The sequence below is a fragment of the Leptolyngbya sp. GB1-A1 genome (genome assembly GCF_039962475.1).
GTDB lineage: Bacteria > Cyanobacteriota > Cyanobacteriia > Elainellales > Elainellaceae > Leptolyngbya_A.
In genome coordinates, this window is record NZ_JAMPLI010000051.1 from 1 (window position 1) to 19,394 (window position 19,394).

Consider the following 19,394-nt stretch of genomic DNA (forward strand, 5'->3'; position numbering starts at 1 on the left):
ACGTTCTTCAGGGGTTAGCGTCACTCTGTACTTTTCTGCCATAAGGATTCCTGGTTTTTCCCAGTTTCCCTGATCCAGTTCTACCTGTCAAAACTGCCGTGGCGGACTACTAGCACATAACGCTTCTCTCAATAACTGGACTAAAAGATTGACCCTAATCCAATTATCTCGAAATTGGTTAGGCTCTGACGTTTGATAGAAGCAACAAGCCCAATTGTTAAGCAGAATAAAGACTATCTGATTCCAATCTGCTTTTTCTATTAAAAAAGTAATCCCTGAAGAAGTATAGATGATTTAGCGTTTACGTTAGATCGTTGGTCACGCTCTCTTCAATGCTGGCTTGAACGCTTGTCAAAACTAATATGCTAGGAAAGCTACTCAACGAGAGGTATCTCGTCTTGAAGGAGCTTGGCTCAGGTGGGTTTAGCACAACCTATCTGTGTCGAGATAGCTCTTTACCAGACGATCCAATCTGCGTCGTTAAGTTCATGTCACAGCATCCTGATTTGTCGGATGCTGAAGTTGAACGTTTATATCTACGTGAAGCGGAGATTCTGTATAAGCTCAAACATCCTCAAATTCCAACTCTGCTTACACGGAGAATTGAAAATGAACAGCGATATCTCGTCATTGAGTATATCGAAGGGGATGACTTAGCGCAGTTGTTGACACAAAAACAGTTGTCGCAACGACAGATCCTTTCTCTGCTTGAAGGACTTTTTGAGGTCTTAAAATTCATCCATTCTCGGCAAATCCTGCACCGGGATATCAAACCTAGTAACCTGATTTGGCGACATCGCGACCGAAAGCTAGTGCTAATTGACTTCGGCAGCGCGATCGATTTAACGCGGGATCATCAGGCGCAGCGATTTGGCACACACGGCTATATGCCGCCCGAACAGCAGGATGATGGCAACCTCGCCTTTCGCAGCGATCTCTATGCCGCAGGAATCACGGCGATCGAACTATTGACAGGAGTTCCACCAGGGCAGCTTCCTCGAAACCCTGAAACAGGCGAATTTGTGCTGGAACCCTTACTCAAGCAGCATCGCGTTCCGGCTCGACTGATTGAAATCCTGACCAAGCTCACCCGATTTCAGGCAAAGCACCGCTACGCCAATGCCAATCAGGTCTTGAATGATCTGAAAAAGCTATCGCGCCCTCAGCCTGCCAAGCCCAAAAGCAGCAATTGGATCATTCAGCATCCTGTCCTCAAGCTTCTGTTTGCTGGAACATTAGGAGCAACAACCCTTCTGGCAATGGGAAATGGACAGGTGAGCCTCCCAGGAGTCCCGCTGCAAAATCTTCGGGAGGCAATACTTGAGCTGATGCCGCGCCAACTCCTGCCTGCGGCATTACAGCCGCCCCAATTGAGCGTGCAGCCCGTGCGCTCGGTTCAGACCGGACTGTTAGAGCAGGTAGTAGGCGGCAATGAACTGATTACCCGCGACATTGAGGATCAAGTCACGATCTGGAACTGGGACGGAACCAAACTGATTCAACTCCCTGCTCGCCCCAGGCAGGACATCCAGCACATGGTCTTGAGTCCCAACGGCAACCGTCTTGCCTTGCTTTACAACCAGGAAATTCAGGTCTGGAGTGTACCGGATGGGGAGTTAAAGCGAACACTCCCCCTTCCCATGCGATCCGTGCAGGTGATCGCGTTGGGGATAAATGGTGCAAGGCTGGCAACGACCGATGGGCAACGCATTCAGATTTGGGACTTGCGGAAGTCACAACTGGTGCAGGAAATTGATGCCCGTGCCTGGGGCGATCGGATTACGTTTCTTTCGTATCTTCCCAACAACCTGTTAGCTTGCGGCTCACCCGATCATCGGCTGCATCTGTGGGACGCAGGCTTGGGACGGCGCACCCAGACCTTCGCCGGACACCAGGCATCCGTTACTCAAGCGCAACTTAGCCCCAATTACCAGCAGCTTTACACACTGGGACAGGATCGATTGCTGACCTGGAACTGGCAGAAGCGATCGATCGAGCAGGTATTCCCTCTCCAATCGGGTGCAATGATTCAGCTTGCAGCATCAGCAAACTTCCTGGTGGGCTTGCACTCAGAAGGCAGGTTATCGCTTTGGAACAGCAACAGTGGCAGGTTGCTGGATGCTCATGCCCCTTATTCAGGTCTGGTCGCAATCAACGGAATGGGAACAAGTTTGGCACAGAGCCAGAACGATCAACTGACCTTCTACTCCATCAATTTCACGAATTATGGCAATCCCTAACTCTTTGCAAAAGATCCCGGAAGGAATCATGCACAATGTCCGTCTAACGTTGGCGATCGGCTGGCTCGTTCTCATTGCCTCAATGTTTTACGATCCCATCACGCCTTACTTCACGCAGCCAGGAGCAAATACACCTTTTGCCCTGAAGCCAGAAATCTACCTTAACCCGGAGCAGTGCGTCACTGTGCAGGGGGAGTGTTTACCTGAAATGCCCTTTTCCATGTCAAACATGATTTTTTGGGCAATGATTGTGCCATCGGGGATCTTGATTTTGATGACGACTGGGCATGAACTCTGGCGACGGATTTGCCCCCTTTCCTTCTTATCGCAAATTCCCCGTGCATTGGGACTGGTTCGCCAGCGCAAAGTCATTCAGAGTGACGGCACGATCACCCATGAAACAGTAAAAGTTGCCCAGGATAGCTGGTTGGGGCGGAATCATCTGTACCTGCAATTTGGACTGTTTATCCTGGGGCTTGCGATCCGAATTCTGTTTATCAATGGCGATCGCTATGCGTTGGGAACCTTCCTCATCTTCACCGTTTTGTCAGCAATCCTCGTAGGCTATCTTTACGATGGCAAGTCCTGGTGTCAATATTTCTGTCCGATGGCTCCGGTGCAGATGATTTATGTGGGTCCGCGATCGATGTGGGGAACCCCTGCTCACACCCAGGTTAGACCCGCCATCACTCAATCCACCTGTCGCACTGTTGATGCAACCAGGCAGGAGAAAAGTGCCTGTGTCGGCTGTAAAGTGGGCTGCATTGACATTGATTCTGAGCAGTCTTACTGGCAGGAATTGGATAAGCCCGGTCGTCGGCTGGTGCAATACGGGTATCTCGGTATGGTGATTGCCTTTTACCTGTATTTCTTTCTCTATTCCGGCGATTGGAAATACTACTTCACCGGAGCATGGTCGCATGAAGAAACGATCGTGAGCAAGCTGTTTGCTCCTGGCTTTTATATCTATGGACAAACCATTCCGATTCCGAGAGTGATCGCCGTATTTATCACCTTTGGAGTCTTAACCCTGGCAACCTACCTGCTGGGATTAATCGTCGAGCGATTGATGCGTCGAGTTGTGTGGCGAGGCGTTCCACTCTCTCGCCAACAAGCACAGCACGTTACGTTTACTATTTTCACGCTTGTCTCGTTCTATACCTTCTTTTCCTACGGCGCACGTCCGACGATCAACCGCTTTCCAGAATGGGCAATTTTAGGATTCAACGGCATTGTCGTCGCGGCTGGCATCGTTTGGTTTGTCATGACGATTGGACGGACTCAGCACCAGTACAACCGCGAAACCGCTGCCGCAACACTCCGCAATCAGCTTAAAAAGATTGAAGTGCCCGAACGCATTTTGCAAGGGCGCACCGTTGAACAATTATCTAGCGATGAGATTTTCACGCTCGTGAATGCTCACCGGGAGTTTTCAAAGCAAGTTCGGTTCGATTCCTATGTCAGTTTTGTCAAAGATCTGTTGGCGGATCGCACCACTAGCGCAGTGCACAGCCTGGAATATTGCAGCAGCTTACGACAGGACTTAGGGCTGTCCTCCGAAGATCATCATCGAGCCATTGAGAGGATCGCTCAAGAAGATGCAGCCCTGCTACACGCGCCTGCTCCTATGACCGTCCCCTTAAAAACTCGCGTTTTGAAAACTGCTCCTGTTAGCCTCACGGCAAAGGCAGATAACACAAAACCTAAAACCGCTATCCTCCCGCAACGACCCAAAACGCACGTCATTAAGCGCAAGGATTCAAAATAGCCATGCCTCCTATTGTCATCCGATACTCAAACTTAGAAGCTGAATTCGACGGCACAGTCACGCTGGAACAACAGCAGCCGAGTCAAACAAGCTGGACAATCGGGCGAGATGAAACGTGCGATTTGCCCCTACCGCTTGATCATGCGATCAGTGGGTTCAACTCGCTTATTACCTTTGAAGAAGGTCGGTACTGGATTATCGACCAGCATTCAACCAACGGTACACGAGTCAACGGTTCCACCATTCGCTCCGGTGAACGAGTCCCCCTGGAAGCTCGAACCCGGATTGAAGTGGGTCAAACCACGCTGCTCATCAAAGAACTTCAGCCGTTGGAGATCACAGAATCACAGAGTAGCCCTGCAATGGATTTCTGGCAGGCGGAGGACGTGGAAGTTGAGTGCATCCACATCGACCTGGAAAGCTTGGATACTAAAACCTTCTGGTTTGCCACGCCAGATCGTCGCCCTTACTTTTCCTACTTTCAGCCAGGGCAGTTTGGCTTAATTGAGGTCGAAATTGATGGGATACTGCATAGCCGCGCCTATTCCATTTCCTCCTCCCCAGCGCGACCCTACACGCTCACTTTCACCATTAAGAAAAAACCTGGTGGGATTGTCTCAACCTACTTTTTCGATCGGTTTCAGGTAGGCGATCATCTTGTTCTCAAAGGCGGACCAATGGGCGCATTTACCTGCATGAGCGAAACGGGAGAGCTGCTCAACTCCAAGCTGCTGTTCATTGGGGCAGGCAGTGGCATGACTCCCCTGACTTCAATGATCAGATGGCTCTATGACACGGTCACTTCTTGCGATGTCGTGCTGATGCAGTCTGCCCGGACTCCCATTGATCTCCTGTTCCACACTGAACTGAGCGAAATCATTGCCCGAAAGCGACCTGAATGCTTCCGCTATCTGGCAACAATTACAGGCGATTTGCTGGGCTTTGGCTGGGCTGGAGTGCGAGGGCGAATTAATGGTGACCTCATGAGAAGCCAGGTTCCTGACTTGATGGAACGGGATGTGTTTGTTTGCGGACCTAATGGCTTTATGCAGGCGATCGAAGCGGCTCTGCAAGATCTGGGATTTCCGATGGCTCAACTTCATCAGGAGAGCTTTGGCAGCGACAGCACTCCGACTGAAACGATTAATCCTCCTCAATCTGGAAAAACAACCAGCATCCCGACAAGCAAACCGGCGACAACCACCATTAACCAGTCAATACAACCTGCTCAACTTCAGCAAACGACGCAGGCTGATAGCCATATTATGAGCAATGGCTCGACCCCCAGCATAGCTGTCTCAACGGCAACGAAAACAAAGGTCATGTTCATGGAGTCCGGTGAATCGATCGACGCATCGGGCAGCAAAACGATTCTGGAGTTAGCGGAGCAAGCCGGAGTCAATATTCCTGCGGTCTGTCGTGCAGGCACTTGTAAAGCCTGCAAGTCAAAAGTTCGAGGACAGGTTGAATATAAGGCAAACTGCACGCTTTCGGATTCTGAAAAGAACGAGGGGTGGGTTTTGGCCTGCATTGCAAAACCCCTTGGTACTATTGAAGTAGAGCGATAAACGATGCCAATCTCCCCTCTGGCGAAACGCACAATCTGGGTTTCCGTTATTGCTTTTTCATTGAGCGTTGGAGCTGGAATCGGTCTGCGGCTGCTGGGACAGGCAGAACGCCCGGTTAAGGCACAAACGACGCAGCAAAACACACCGACAGACCCTACAACTGCTCCTACTCCTAACCCTCTTCAACTGGACGATCGGCTCAAAGCGGCAACTCGGCTGGCAAGCCAGTCACGCTATGTTGAGGCACTAGAACAGCTTAATGAAATTGCTCCTAATGATCCCGTAGCGGTTCAAGCGCAGACCCTTCGAGAAGTCTGGTCAACACAAATGCTCGATCGCGCTCTGGTGAAATACAACGAAGCCGATCTCCAGGGAGCGATTGCGATTGCCGAGGCAATTCCGACAAAAACAGAGGCAGGGCGAGAGGTGCAACAGGAACTTCCGACTTGGCGACGGCAACAGCTCATTATTGAAGATGCGCTGACGTTAATTCAATCTAATCCTCAAGAAGCTCTAGCTCGATTCAAAGTCCTCGAAGATACGTCTTTTGCTAAAAGTAGTCGCTATCAAAAATGGATTGAGCAGACGCAGGCACAGATTCGTTGGCGGCATCAACGCCACCCCTACTGAAAAAGGCAGGCACTTGATCGCCTGCCTCAATAATTTCTTTTCTTGATTTGAATCGCTGCTACGCCTGCACCATAAAGTCGTCTGCTTGAACGTCGGGCTTATCTGCGAAAATGGCGAAGGCTTCTTCTCCGCCACGCCCTAACCCTTGCTCGGCGCGATTGGAGTTGTAGAACAGGCTTCCTGAACCTTTGTCGTAAACAATCAATGTTTCGCTGTCATCGACTTGGGAGGCATCGCCCACAACAGCGAAGTCACTTTCCGCCGAAAAACCCTCTCCCGCTTCACTGTTCAGGGCTTTGAACGTTGTTTTGTCCAGAACGATTTTATCGCCCTCCTGAAAGTCCTTGATCAAATCCTGCCCGGTTGCTTCGGGGTTGAAGACATCTCCCGTATCATAGACAACGCGGTCTTGTCCCTGCCCCGTTCGGATCGTGTCGTCACCTGCACCTCCACTAAAGGTGTCGTTACCTGCGTTTCCTCTCAGCACGTCATCAGCCGTACCTCCCACCAGGCTGTCATCGCCTTTTCCACCTTTGGCAACCAGCGTCGTGTTGGCGGCACTGCCATCCAATAAATCATTGCCCGCGCCACCGTCAAAGCGAACGGTTTGCACTCCGGTTCCATCAAGCGCAGCGACGCGATAATGATCATCCCCATCGAGCGCGTTGAGCCGCACCGTTTCAGTTCCAGTCATATCAACTGTAAACGGCTTATCCCCCGCCCTGGCAAACTGTGCGCCAGTATCCGTTGCTCGAAGATCGAAAATCTCGCTATCAGCTCCGGCGTTAATCAGAGACTCGTCATTCCCAGCACCGCCAATCACACGATCGTTGCCGCCTTTCGGGTTCCAGATTAGCTGGTCATCTCCAAACCCGCCGCGCATCATATCATCGCCCAATCCGCCATCGATCGTATCATTGCCCAACCCACCTCGAATTGTTTCATCTAAGGCTGTTCCTACCAGAATATTGTCCCCATCATCACCTTGTGGAGTAACAGGAACCGGGGCTGCGGCTGTCGGGACAACCATTGCATCCAGGCTGGGCAGGGCAGATCCGGCTGACGCTATAGCAGGATCAACAACGGGAGTTGCCGTCTGTCCTCCATCACCAACAATTAAATCGTTACCTTCGCCCCCGGTCAGCACATCACTTTTGCTCGTTCCGATAATCTCGCTCATCGTTTCCTCCAAGAAGATACAACAATGAAAAGAAGGAATGGAGTTATGGCTTAAAACACCATAACCCCAGGATTTTAACTGACTTGAATCTATAAATTAGGCTATCAATTTTGACCCTCGAAAATATCTACAATCTAGCTCAAACTAAAAATGAAATTATACGTCGATAGTCGGAGTAAATCTAACAAAAAATAGCAAGCCTTATATCAATAAAATAGGGGCAATAAACAGAAAACCCGCTCCAACAGAAATTAGCAGGACACCAACCAGTAATGAAAAAAGCTTACCGTACTGCCACTGTCGTTCAATCATCATTACAAGGGCCAAGCCTGCCATCAATGCAGAATTATTCATACCTACAGCTAACATTACCAACATTAATGCCCAACAGCAGCCAAGACAATTAAGCGCGTATCTTGTACCCAGGTGCAGCATTGAAAATGCGTCTGGATTGTAATAAGTTAGCAACATTGCCACTGTGGATCGACAACCTTCTAAACAGGCTTGCTTAAGCGGAGTAAACTGAAAGATTCCCGCGCCAATCAATACAATTTCCTGCCACAAAGAAAGAGGGAGAGCATGAATTCTGTTCATGCTATGAGAATGATGAGCAAATGGCTTCCAAAAAAGAAAGATTGCAAAGCTTGACCAGATCAACCAGTAAGGAAAAACAAAAGCAATGCGATCGATCGATCGCGAAGTCAATTGCATTAGTGATCGAAAAACAGGCAAGGCGGACGGCAACATCATCGCCACCAACATAAGTTGCCAGTCCAGCAATAGAAGTAGACCGTCGAAATGATGCGTGATCGAGTGCAGGGTTAATAGTCCAATCCATGCAAATCCGATCCCGATCCAGACAAAACTGCTCCAGGCAAAAGCGGTCAGGTCGAAACGATGCGCTTGGGTCATGACTGGCACTCGAAGGGAATTGCCTTCAGATTAGTTTTCTGGAACAAATTGCCGATCCCGATAAAAGACTCTTGCTGGTGGCGGCAGGCTTGTATTGGAGCAAGTTTGGGCGGAAGCTGGATCGGAGCCAGCCGCGCCAAATTTGCAAGCTTTCCGCCCATGCGACCTGTGAAAGCAGCGACCAAAGCCTGCTGCTGCAAGAACGAAAGGCTGGAATCCAGGTACAAAGTAGACTGTTCGCCAGCAGTAGCGATTAATCGGATAAGGATTGCCCCCGAAACATCAATTTGCGAGATGCTTCCTGATTCGATGCAGTAAGCCACAAATTGAGAGCAAGGGGAAGACGATCGCCAGCAGGCGCAGCCCAGTGAACTTGAGCATCCACAGGTTCCAGAAGTCCATCCTTTCAACCAGTAATCAGAAAAGGTCATTAGATTAGCTATGAATCAAAAGTTTTCTGTTCTCTAGGATTGAAATCAAGCGTGTCCAGACTAGGAATCGCATCGACATCATCAGTTTCTTGAAACTGCGATATCAGCTCTTCAACAAAATCACCTTTTTCATCACCGAATCGATCGCGCAAGTCATCAAAATTAATTCCTTCGCTATCCGTTCGATTGTCTTGCAATGCGTTCTCGACTAGAGAGCTAAAGTCATTGGCTATCATATCGCTCCAGTCCTTGCCTGCAAACGAGCGATCTGATCGCTCCAGTCTCGATTCGTCCACACTTTCAACCGCTCGATCGCTCAAACAATTGCAGAAAGCGCAGTTGCAGGAGCCTGAGCAGCCGCAGACCGTCTCGGTTGCCTTACCGCTATCACTGCGTTCAAAATCTTTCAAAATTTCGTCATCGTTCGCTGTCATGCCAATCATGCGGCTGGCATCATCGCTTTGCCTTTGATTAGAATCGATTAAAAAGGCAGATTCCTGATTTGGATTAAATTCAGAATTCATTGCTCCTCCTGGGAAATTGCTTTAATCGGGAAAGATGCACCTGAGTTAGCGAGGCACATCTTTCCTACCTTCAACCATCGAGGCTATTGATACCCTTGATAACCGGAGCCGTCGCTGCTATAGCCTGCCTCCCCAATCGTATTCACTGGGGCACGAAAGGCAGCAGGATTGCTGCGACTGGGGCGAATTAGATATCTGGCGTTGGGGCGTTGAGGCGATTGCCACACCACCAACTCACGACCATTACCCAGATCCATCAAAGCAAACGCGACATCGGTTCTAAGAAATTGACGATCTAACGGAATTCCCTCATTTTCAGGAAAATCACCGCCACGATTGACAATCACAAATCCTGTCAGCAGTCTTGATGCCAGATCGTTAACGCCCTGCAAGTCCCCCTCAAAGTTAGGATCTTGGGCCAGTGTAGGCAGATCCCCAACCGAAATGTTTTCTGGCTGTTGAGCAATCTCTCGAATCTGCACTCCGGTTAACCGCCCTTGTCGAATCACCTGTTGTGCCGAAGCGGGCAAACTGCTTGCGATCGACAAAGCAAACAAGACAGCACCAATCCCCCACTGTTTCCACTGGAATTTCATGATACAGTTCCTTTTGTTGTTAGTTGAAAATTTGAATCGCTGCGTTTAAATGCCTTGCCCATTGTTCAAATTCTAAATACTTGAGTTGACTAATTTATCACCCAAAATGTATAGCTAGTTTGTTGCCTTTAAGTCATCAGCCGTTTTAATAATGGGTTCTAAAACAAACATAATGGGGGCACGATTTCCAGTAATGACTTGAATCGATAATGACATTCCTGGAACTAGCGGAAAGCGGCGACCATTCTGTTCCAGGAAAGGTCGATCCAGCCTGACCTCAACCGGAAAAACACTTTGACCTGTGGGGTTTTGACCGTCAACTGGAACGGCATCACTGGCAATATTCGTAATTCGTCCAGTGATTTCTCCGAATTCAGTAAACGGGTAAGCGTCAACTCGCACCTTGACCGAATCACCAATATTTAATCCAGCAATATCTTTGTTTGAAATTTGTGCTTTTGCGATCAAATCTTCATCAGGTGTGACATTAACCAGGGCTTGCCCTGCCTGTGCGACGACTCCAGGCTGCGAGACTTGCAGCCCAAATACCCGACCTGATACCGGGGCACGAAGATCCTGCGCGTCGAGATCAAGCTGGACCTGGCGAATTTGAGCATTCAGTTCAACAAGCTGCTGTTCACTTTGCTCGATCGTGCGATCCACCTCGTTATCAAGCTGCGTGAGTTCTGCCTGAACCGCACGAAGCGATTCTGCGATCGCCCGACGACCGTTCACCACTGCCTGCGACTGCTGCACCTTGAGTTGTGCCTGCTGCACTCGACTCTGATTCAATTCATTTTGAGTTCCGTTCAGGTCGGTGACGCGATCGATAAAATCAACTCTAGGAATTGCCCCTTCTTTTGCCAGCGTCGAAAGCCGACCCACCTGATCCTGCTGCACCTGGAGCCGGGTTTGAGTTTCATTGATCGAAGATTGAATGCCGACATTCTGCGCTGCCAACGATTGCGTCGTCAGTTCAAGCAGGGCTTGCTGATCGCGGAGTTGCTGGGTAAACAGTTCAAATCGCTGTCGTTGCACTGGCGTTAGTCCGGCTGGATCTCCGCTTAATTGTGCTACCAACAGTTGTCGATTTTGCACCCGGTTAAACAGTTCAGGCGTAATTTGTAACTGACCAAGCTGTGCTGGATTAATAGCGTTTCCCTGTCGTGCTGCGCGTAGCACCGCCACAGTCTTTTGCAACGGATCGCGCTGCTGAAGTAATGCCTGAAGTTGGTTTTGCAGTTCAGTCTTATCAAGCTGCACCAGCAGTTCGCTCCGTTCGACCATTTCCCCTTCCTGCACTTGAATTGCCGTTACCACACCTCCACGCCGGGACTGAACGGGCTGTGAGGAGGACATCGGTTCCAGCTTGCCCCGCGCCGGAACGATGACATCAATTCGAGCCACGATCGACCAGAGCAGGACAAACACGAGCGTCACAACCATTCCGGCAATACTCAACGCTGCCCACCGCTCCTGACTGGGCAGAGTGGCTTCTCCAGTGGGGGAAACTGCCTGCACCAGTTTGTTTCGCTGGGTATCGACCCAGGACAGCAAATAGTTCATCAGCTTCCATCGCATCTGTGCTTTCATCGCTAGTCTCCTTTGGATTGTTGGGAATAGAGGGTGTAGTAAAGCTGTCGCTGCGCCATCAACTCGGCATGAGTCCCGCGCTCGACGATCGCGCCTGACTGCAAATAAAAAATCTGGTCTGCCTGCCGCAGGTTGGCGAGTCTGTGGGTGATGCAAAAGACCGTTTTGCCCTTGAACACTTTCATCAGGTTCGCCACCACTCGCCGCTCGGTTTCATAGTCCAGGGCACTGGTCGCTTCATCCAAAATCACCAGCCTGGGGTTCTGTAAAATGACTTGAGCGATCGCAATTCGCTGGCGTTGCCCACCGGATAACCGTGATCCCCTTTCCCCAACAGGTGTAGCGTAACCTTGAGGCAGGTTCGCAATAAAGTCATGTACTTCAGCCAGTTGAGCCGCTTCAATCACCTGAGCGTCGGTGTAAATGCCCTCATAATCGATGTTGTCCCGAATTGACGCATCAAACAGCAACGGTTCCTGGGGAACCATGCCGACCTGCTGCCGCAGTGAGTCAAGGGTCACTTTGTTGATGTCATAGTCATCGATCGTAATCACGCCTTTTTGAGGCACGTAGAGACGATTCAGGAGCTTGACGAGGGTAGATTTGCCGGAACCACTCAGTCCAACCAACCCGACGAACTGACCTGGCTCAACCGTCAGAGACACATGGGCAAGCTGCATCTCTCCGGTTGTCTGGAATCCGAAGGAGACATTTTTCAGTTCTACTTTCCCAATCACAGGCGGCAGATTCAACTGATGTGCGTCTGTTTCTGAGAACTCTTCAGGAGTATCAATCACATCAGCAAGGCGATTGATCGAAAGCTGCACTTCCTGAACGCGCTCGGAAAGTTGAGCAAGTCGCAACAGTGGTCCGGTCACGTACCCGGCAATAATTCGGAAGGCAATCAATCCACCGAGCGTCAAGTCGCCCTGGACGGCAAGCAGTCCGCCCACCCACAGCACAACCAGGCTACTGAGCGTATTCGCAAGCGTATTAATTGCACCATATACACGGCTGGTCATTGTGGAGCGAAAGCTGACGTTCAGATATTTGAGATATTGGTCATTCCAGGTCGCTTCCACAAACTGTTCCCGGTGCTGCGCCTTCACTGTAAACACCCCGTTAAGGGTTTCAATCAGGTAGCTTTGCAACACCGAATTTGTGTCAGCCCGTTGCTTGTACAGATTCCGCACCGAGGATGCTCCGAACAGGGTAATGACTAGAATGACCGGGATCGTCAGCAGGGTACAGAGCGTGAGAATGGGGCTGTAGCTCAACATGACCAGGATGTAGATCAAGGAGAACAGCACATCCATGATGACTGTGAGAAACTGGCTGGTCAAAAACGATCGGATCGTTTCTAGTTCGCTGATCCGGCTTGATAATTCCCCAACCGGATATCGCTGGAAGAAAGCCAGAGGCAATCGCAGCAGATGCCGAAGGGTGTAGCTAGCAATTTGCACATCCACCCGATTCGAGACGCTGTTCAGGATAAAGCTACGGGAGATATCTAGCACCGACTGAGCCACGCTCAGACTCAGCATTAAAATCCCAAAAGCGGGTAAGGCTCCAGCAGATCCGTTAATGATCACCTTGTCAATAATCTGTTGCGTTAACAAGGGCGTTGCTAACCCTAACACCTGCACAAAAATACTGGCAATCAGGACAAGCAGAAGGGATTTGCCTTCCGGCTTAATGTAGGGCAAGACCCATTTCCAGCCAAACTGCCGCACTGCAGCTCCGGGCTTGCGCGACAGAGCCAAGGCTTCTACCAGTGTTCCTTCCTCGTCCAGGCTTTCAAGCTGTGGCAGCACGTCCTCAATCGAGAGTATCTGAACGCCCCATTCAGGATGAGCCAGGGTCAAGAGATCGCCCTCAGCTTCACTGCCCATGTCATAGAGAACGCAGGGCTTCCCATTCAACTCCAGCAGTGCCGGACACTGAACGCGCCTGAAACCTCCAGAACTAGCAGAGAAATAAATCCGTAAGGCATTCATGTGAAAGCCTTCTGCAATTTTGCTGTAAAACTCCAGCCGATCTGGTTTTTGATCAATGCCTTTGACCCGACTCCGCAATAGCTGGTGTCGAAAGGGCAGCTTCAATAAATCGGTGATGTTCCAGAAGGCAACCACAGTCGCTTCTGCCGGCGTATCTTCTCGCGCAATGCGTCCGCCATAATGGGGACGCTCTGTAGGAGCTGGTGTCTCTGAAGGAGGTTGTAGCAAAGCCTCTAATCGAGACAGAGTTTCAATCGCTTCCAGTTCGGTCGCAATGGTGTGCTGAGGATCAAGCGGCAGGGATTCGGTTTGCAGGATTGCAGCGATCGTCGGACGCTCCACGCCCATCAATCGAATTGGATAAACGTGGGAATCATCCAGCCTGATTTGCTCCACCTCCAGCACCGATCTCCCAATCTGATCTCTCAGAACGCTACCCCCGCTCACCAGCCACAAAAATTCTGGGGTGAGTGGACTGGGATCGCCCACAAACCAGTGCCGCACTTTAATCGCTCCGGCTCGCCGCAGGTAATCCACAATGTCCTTGGTGCTGGGTAACACGCTGCGATTTGCCAATCGCCCCAAAAAGCGATCCAGCAAGTCATACGCTTCTAGAGGGCTAATTTCAGCCTCCAGAACGGGCAGCAGCAGGGGCAGGATCGCCTCTACCCGATCCGAGGGAATGGCAAGCGTCTGGACATCTTCCTCCAAACTGGCAGCGCGAACACTGCCATAAGGAATTCGCCGCAACAGGGGTTCCCATCCGATCCAGGCTCCGGGGCGGAGGGTTTGAATTGTCGGTTTCTCAGATTGACTGTCTCCCAGTGCCCGTGCCCGACCTGCCAGTAGAATATGGGTCATCGCTGGAAGTTGTCCTTCAGGGCACAGCACTTCTCCGGTTTCAAACTGCTGAAGCGTTGCCGAGTCGAGCAACTCATCTAACGTGGCAAGATCGAGATGCCCCAGCAAAGAGTCCTGCACCGTGGGCTGAATTGACATCAGTTCTTCGATCGGCAATGCCCTCACGATGCAGCCTCCGTTTCAGCTTTAGGTTTGTCATCTGTTGCTGGAGCCGCCGAGGAAGAACGATAAATTTCAAACTGCGTTGGATCGTTCATCAAAGCTTTCGCTTTTCGCTTTAACCATTCCTCAAAGAGGCGGTTACGCAACTCCTGTTGATTGACCTCAGTAAATCGAGCCGCCGCAAATCGTTCAATTCGGATAATCCAGTAAACTGAACCCACTTGAACAGGTGGATAAACCTGCCCTTCACCTGGATCTTGATAAGCAATGCGAGCAATAGATTGAGGCAATTGGTATAGACGGAGCGGTCCCACCCACCCTTGCATATGGCGTTCTTCGCCTTCCGAATACAGCGATGCCAGGTTGGGAAAGGTTGATTCTTCGTCTCGAAGCTGAAAATAAATTTCTTCTGCTCGCTCCTTTTGTCTAACCAGAATGCGAGAAAACTCCACCTGATCAAACAGAGGTTTACAGCGCATGAACTCCGATTCGAGCTGGGGTTGAAACAACTGGTATTTCAGCTTCTCGGTGAGGAGCGATCGGTAAACGGTGGCTTGAAACTCCTCCGGAGTCAGCTTTTTCGATTTCAGCCAGTTTGCAAAAAACGCATCAAAATCTTCGGGCAGATCCGTTCGACCCGTGAGATATTGATGCAATTCTTGCTTGGTCACTTTTACTTCGCGGAGATAGCTGCTCAACAAAATCTGCTCAACAAATGGAAGCATTTGTTGAAACTGGGTCAGGGCAACAGCAAGCTGATCTCCGCTGAGAACGGTAGAACCGATTCGCAAACACGGAGTCATGCAAATGACCGCTTTGGATAGGATTTTGAAAAAAGAAAGATACTGCGTTCTGTGTATCACGCAGCTTACTTCAACAAACAGTATCTAAGGGCAGAGATCGGATGTCTAACTTGCTATAGGCGATCAGCTCAATCAAACGAAAGAGGGGCAGGAATGTTGATGCTTCCTACACTTGAATCACAACAGAATCGCGGATTAATCAGTAGAAAAAGCTTTTCCAAATTCAGCAACAGGGGTGCGTTCTTCGCTTGAGAACGCCTGCAATTTTATTTATTCATGGGAGGAAGCATGAAACGTCGAAACAAATGGTTTCGTCAAGGCACAGTCTTTACGGCGGTTGCGGCAAGTGTGCTTGGCGGGTTGGGCATGACCCGGCAGGCATCAGCAGATCGCGCTTCTGTGCCTGCCGAGCTAGAAGACCAGTATGCGGAACAAGTCGTTGCCGCAGAAACAAAAGCAAACGGCGGACAGTTCGCGGCTGCCCTGCAAATTAGCGAAGGCATTCCGGTCAACAGCAAGCATTACAACACAGTTTTGCAGAAGCAGGAAATGTGGGCAAAACTGCTGCTTCTGCAAGCTCGTGATGCCAGCCAGCGAGGAGAAATTCAAAAGGCAACTGCCCTAGTACGCCCTCTGGTTAACCGCCCCAATCTCGCTCCCGAAGTTCAGCGGCTATCAACTCAGTGGCAGCAGCAAGCGGACTTGATGGCTCAGGTCGAACAGGCGCAAGCCCAGGAAGACTGGCAGGGAGTGCTGCAATCGATTGAAACTATTCGCGCTACCGACACAACCTTTGCCAATACGCCGAAGTTACAGGCAATCAGCCAGGAGGCAACGATGAAAGCGTATGCTTCGCCTGAAGGGGCAACCGCAGAGGCTTTCCCCGAAAAAGCGATTGCAACACCCGTCAGCCATACCGAGGTAATTGGACGAGACTTAACGCCTAGTCCAGTTATGCTTCAGGTTGGTTCAACCGCCATTGACATTTCCACCATTACAAAGGCAACTCGCTCTGACAAGCCCACCGCAATTGTGACTCCTCAGCCCGTCCCCATGCGGGTTGCAGCAGTATCTAACCGTGCGGAACTGAACCTAGCCCTTTCTAAGTCCCCCAAACAGGTTGCACTGGTCAATCACTCAACCATATTAGAAGAAGCACCAACGCTAGAAATGGAGCCTGCATCCATTTCCCCGATCGCAGATGCCCTTGCGCCTGTTCCTGTTGAATCTGTAACAATGGAACCCACTTCTGTTGAACCTGCACCAATTGAAGCCGTTGTGCTTACCGCCTCTACAGAACCTTCAATTGCAGTTGAGGTTGCACTTCCCGAAAAATTGACAGAATCCCTGCCAACTCTGTCTCTGGAGCCTTCAACAGAAGTCACTGCAGTTGCTACAGAGGCAGCCCTCTCGCTGGATACAGTGCAAAAAGACTTTCAGCAAAAATCAGGCAACTTTTCAGTTCAGCAGTAGCACAGGAGTCGATCGCGCAAAGAAGGGGAAAATTTCCCCTTCTTTTTGACTACAGACAAGCTCCTAGTCCAATTAACTCAAAGAAACACTGGCATTCCTGTTTAATTTGACTAAGATAACAATTCTAGTCCACTAAAGTAGCCCACCTTACATTTTTGGATTGGAATGAATGCTTGCTCATGAACAGAGCATCCAAGCAGAGAAGTATCTATCAAAAGACAGATAAGCAAGGTTAATTGAGCCGTTTAGAGTGTATGAAAACAGCCGATAGAAGCGGCAAAGCCTGTGCAAGCTCAACAGGCATACTGCTGTCTTTCAGCTTAAATTAATGCGAAATCGATGTGGGACACAAAACCTCAGCAGTTTGCTGGCTTGGACGATTATTTCCTAATTCGCTTCGTTCGCGCCCATCTCATTGCTGCTTTCACGACCCTGGATAGTAGTGTCGTAAGCTGCACTGAGAAGTTCCAGACTTTGTTTGGTGGTCAAGGCTGCTTTGACGATTTTGTGCATCCTGACGATCTTTACCAGGATGCGGAGCTAAGGCAGCAATTGTTAGCCGGAAGCATCAGTCGATTTCGCGTCGAGAAGCGATTATTCGATCAAAGCGGTCAGGAGCATTGGTTTGACATCGAAACTTCGCTTCTCCAAACTGCGACCACTGAGAATGCAGAGCCAATCTTTGCGTTCGTCCTAAACGATATTACAGAGAATCGAAAAATTTATGATGCGTTGCTTTGGAATGAGAAGCGGTGGCGCGATCTGGTCAATCACAGCTTGCTGCTATTTTTTCAGTGCGACGGTAGGGCAAATCTGCTCTATTTTACGCCCAGAGTGGCACAACTTCTAGGAATTAAAGCCGATGAGTGGATTGAACGATCCATTACTGATTTGATTCACCCTGAAGACTTAAATGAATTTGAACAGTTTTTCAGTTCAAACCTGCATAGTAATTCCTTCAGCCTCATTTGCCGATTTAGAACGCAGGATGCCGAATGGGTGGAGCTGAAGCTGAAAGCACAGATTGACAATTCAGAATCAGGCATCATTCTACACGCTCAAGATTTAAGCGCACAGTTTATCCTGGCAGGGCAGCTACAGTTTTATCGTGCTCAATATAAAGCTCTCCTGACTAACCTCTCTCAAATGCTTTCCCTCTAGGGCTTGCGCTTGAACTGAACACTCTTAATGCTATAGAAAAACTTTTCTAAAAAAGTTAAAGGATCTGAGATTGAGGCACTGAACTCAATCATTAGATTTCGCGCAATTTCTTTATCTCTTTCCGTATATCGAGTGCTATTCGCATTTTGCGAAATTTGCACACCGAGATCACGACACCAATCTGAAAGAATGTTGAGCGGCATCTCTCCAATTAAAACTTCCCGATCATTTACTCTGACTTCGACAATTATTTTTTTACTCGAATGCAGCAGTCTATAATTTAAGTCTCTAAGATTAAATCGCCAGGGAGAATGAGGAAACGCTTTTTGAGAAAGGACAGCAAGTTGCCTCAAGAAGCTGGTCATCAGACTGATTTTAGCTTGATTAACAATAATAAAAGTCGGAGAATTGGGCTGCATTTTAGGCTGGCAGATGACCCTGAGCGATCGAGGTGGAACTGTTTGTGAGAATCCAGAACTCCGCGAGTTGTCTTGTGAAGCAGCCGATGCGGAATCAGAATGAGAAGTAACGCCTGAGAGATGAATGGGTGTTACGACATCCCAATAATCCCGATCGAAAACTTCACGCAGAAACATACAGGCTGGAAACTGATATTGCTCTCGCTCTACTATCTGTAAATTATCATCTAAAATCTCAACGTGCAGAAAGCAAGGAACTTGCTTGTAAATCTCCGGTTTTATCTTCATCACGTCATAATCTGGAGGTGGAGGAGTTAGCATAATGAGCCGGATAATCTTATGCTGATGACTCTCTGAAGATTCCAGACGAAAAATGCTAGTCTCTGGATTGAATTGAATTGTGCCCAACTTACTAGGAACGTAATCCAGAGCATATCCCGACTCAACAAAGAATAAAACGCCTAAATAAATATCACCATGAATTTTATATTTTGCGCTAATCGAAATGAAGTATTGCTGAGGGTAAGGTAAGTCAAGCTCGCGAAAACTGTAATCTTTTTTGACTTTAATCCGATGAACTGGAGTTTTGATCTGCGACACGCCCTGCTGCTCAACCTGGGCACGTTCGTTCTCTTCGTTTTTAATAATTTTTTGCAAGACTTCCAGCTCGTGCGAAGGCAGGCGCGTAATTAAGTGCCGAATCAAAGACACCTTTTGCCTGGGATGAAGTGAGCCAGCCAAATCCAGCAAATCGCCATCAGTCGATCCACTTCCACTCTCAGTTACCTCAGTTTTTCGATCAAGTTTCGCAGTCTCCTTTTCCAGCCCGAACTGATTTGGGTCTTTATTCATTGAGCTAACGCCCCAGCCTATCCGCCAACGTCTTGCTGCAAGCCACTACTTAATAATTTACAGCCATACCAAAATGATAGATTATCCTAGAGGAGGGCATTTTTCTCTTCACATCGTTATGCCTTTCGGTAGATTTTGCCGACGTTCAAGTAGAAGTCCCTTATTCTCCCTCTATTGCAGTATGGATCAAAGCTTATAATCTCAATCATAAAAAACCAGAGCAT

General features: G+C 49.3%; 15 protein-coding genes. 6 read left to right on the forward strand and 9 right to left on the reverse strand.

From position 1 onward, the window contains the following. The first annotated feature begins 362 nt into the window (after positions 1-362). From NDI45_RS26070 to NDI45_RS26085, 4 genes are read left to right on the forward strand one after another with little or no spacing between them, the layout of a single operon-like run. Positions 363-2,240 carry a serine/threonine-protein kinase gene (locus tag NDI45_RS26070; RefSeq protein WP_348249435.1) on the forward strand — a complete coding sequence of 626 codons (1,878 nt, stop codon included), beginning with the start codon at positions 363-365 and terminating at the stop codon, positions 2,238-2,240. A 28-nt stretch (positions 2,241-2,268) separates the two neighbouring features. After that, a complete protein-coding gene (locus NDI45_RS26075; protein WP_348249436.1) occupies positions 2,269-4,008 on the forward strand; it encodes a hypothetical protein in 1,740 nt (579 codons plus the stop codon). Between the two features lie 2 nt (positions 4,009-4,010). Then, the gene (locus NDI45_RS26080; protein ID WP_348249437.1) at positions 4,011-5,576 is read left to right on the forward strand and encodes an FHA domain-containing protein; all 1,566 of its coding nucleotides are present in this window, start codon (positions 4,011-4,013) and stop codon (positions 5,574-5,576) included. 3 nt (positions 5,577-5,579) lie between these two features. Further along, entirely contained in the window at positions 5,580-6,206 is a 627-nt protein-coding gene (locus NDI45_RS26085; RefSeq protein ID WP_348249438.1) for a hypothetical protein, read from the forward strand. A gap of 58 nt (positions 6,207-6,264) precedes the next feature. On the opposite strand, the gene NDI45_RS26090 is transcribed toward NDI45_RS26085, so the two are convergent. The 8 genes from NDI45_RS26090 to NDI45_RS26125 all read right to left on the reverse strand — a co-directional run bounded on the left by NDI45_RS26090 (position 6,265) and on the right by NDI45_RS26125 (position 15,265). Beyond that, positions 6,265-7,386, reverse strand: coding sequence for a calcium-binding protein (locus NDI45_RS26090; protein ID WP_348249439.1), 1,122 nt, complete (start codon positions 7,384-7,386; stop codon positions 6,265-6,267). Between the two features lie 201 nt (positions 7,387-7,587). Next, positions 7,588-8,298, reverse strand: coding sequence for a DUF2182 domain-containing protein (locus tag NDI45_RS26095; protein ID WP_348249440.1), 711 nt, complete (start codon positions 8,296-8,298; stop codon positions 7,588-7,590). After that, on the reverse strand, positions 8,295-8,729 hold the full coding sequence (locus tag NDI45_RS26100) for a DUF1326 domain-containing protein (protein ID WP_348249441.1): 435 nt from the start codon (positions 8,727-8,729) through the stop codon (positions 8,295-8,297). Before NDI45_RS26100 ends, NDI45_RS26095 begins: the two co-directional genes overlap by 4 nt. Before the next feature lie 8 nt (positions 8,730-8,737). After that, the gene (locus tag NDI45_RS26105) at positions 8,738-9,253 is read right to left on the reverse strand and encodes a hypothetical protein (protein WP_348249442.1); all 516 of its coding nucleotides are present in this window, start codon (positions 9,251-9,253) and stop codon (positions 8,738-8,740) included. Positions 9,254-9,336: 83 nt separating this feature from the next. Then, complete coding sequence (locus NDI45_RS26110; RefSeq protein WP_348249443.1) at positions 9,337-9,849, reverse strand: hypothetical protein; 513 nt, start codon at positions 9,847-9,849, stop codon at positions 9,337-9,339. A 114-nt stretch (positions 9,850-9,963) separates the two neighbouring features. Then, positions 9,964-11,442, reverse strand: a complete 1,479-nt coding sequence (locus NDI45_RS26115; protein ID WP_348249444.1) for an HlyD family type I secretion periplasmic adaptor subunit — start codon at positions 11,440-11,442, stop codon at positions 9,964-9,966. A gap of 2 nt (positions 11,443-11,444) precedes the next feature. Continuing rightward, positions 11,445-14,465 carry a peptidase domain-containing ABC transporter gene (locus NDI45_RS26120; protein WP_348249445.1) on the reverse strand — a complete coding sequence of 1,007 codons (3,021 nt, stop codon included), beginning with the start codon at positions 14,463-14,465 and terminating at the stop codon, positions 11,445-11,447. Next, positions 14,462-15,265 carry a peptidylprolyl isomerase gene (locus NDI45_RS26125; RefSeq protein WP_348249446.1) on the reverse strand — a complete coding sequence of 268 codons (804 nt, stop codon included), beginning with the start codon at positions 15,263-15,265 and terminating at the stop codon, positions 14,462-14,464. The genes NDI45_RS26120 and NDI45_RS26125 overlap by 4 nt, the downstream gene beginning before the upstream one ends. Before the next feature lie 288 nt (positions 15,266-15,553). Between NDI45_RS26125 and NDI45_RS26130 the strand changes: the two genes are divergently transcribed. Further along, entirely contained in the window at positions 15,554-16,738 is a 1,185-nt protein-coding gene (locus NDI45_RS26130; RefSeq protein WP_348249447.1) for a hypothetical protein, read from the forward strand. Between the two features lie 339 nt (positions 16,739-17,077). Then, positions 17,078-17,899, forward strand: coding sequence for a PAS domain S-box protein (locus NDI45_RS26135; RefSeq protein ID WP_348249448.1), 822 nt, complete (start codon positions 17,078-17,080; stop codon positions 17,897-17,899). On the opposite strand, the gene NDI45_RS26140 is transcribed toward NDI45_RS26135, so the two are convergent. Continuing rightward, entirely contained in the window at positions 17,896-19,170 is a 1,275-nt protein-coding gene (locus NDI45_RS26140) for a hypothetical protein (RefSeq protein ID WP_348249449.1), read from the reverse strand. The genes NDI45_RS26135 and NDI45_RS26140 overlap by 4 nt on opposite strands. Positions 19,171-19,394 lie beyond the last annotated feature (224 nt).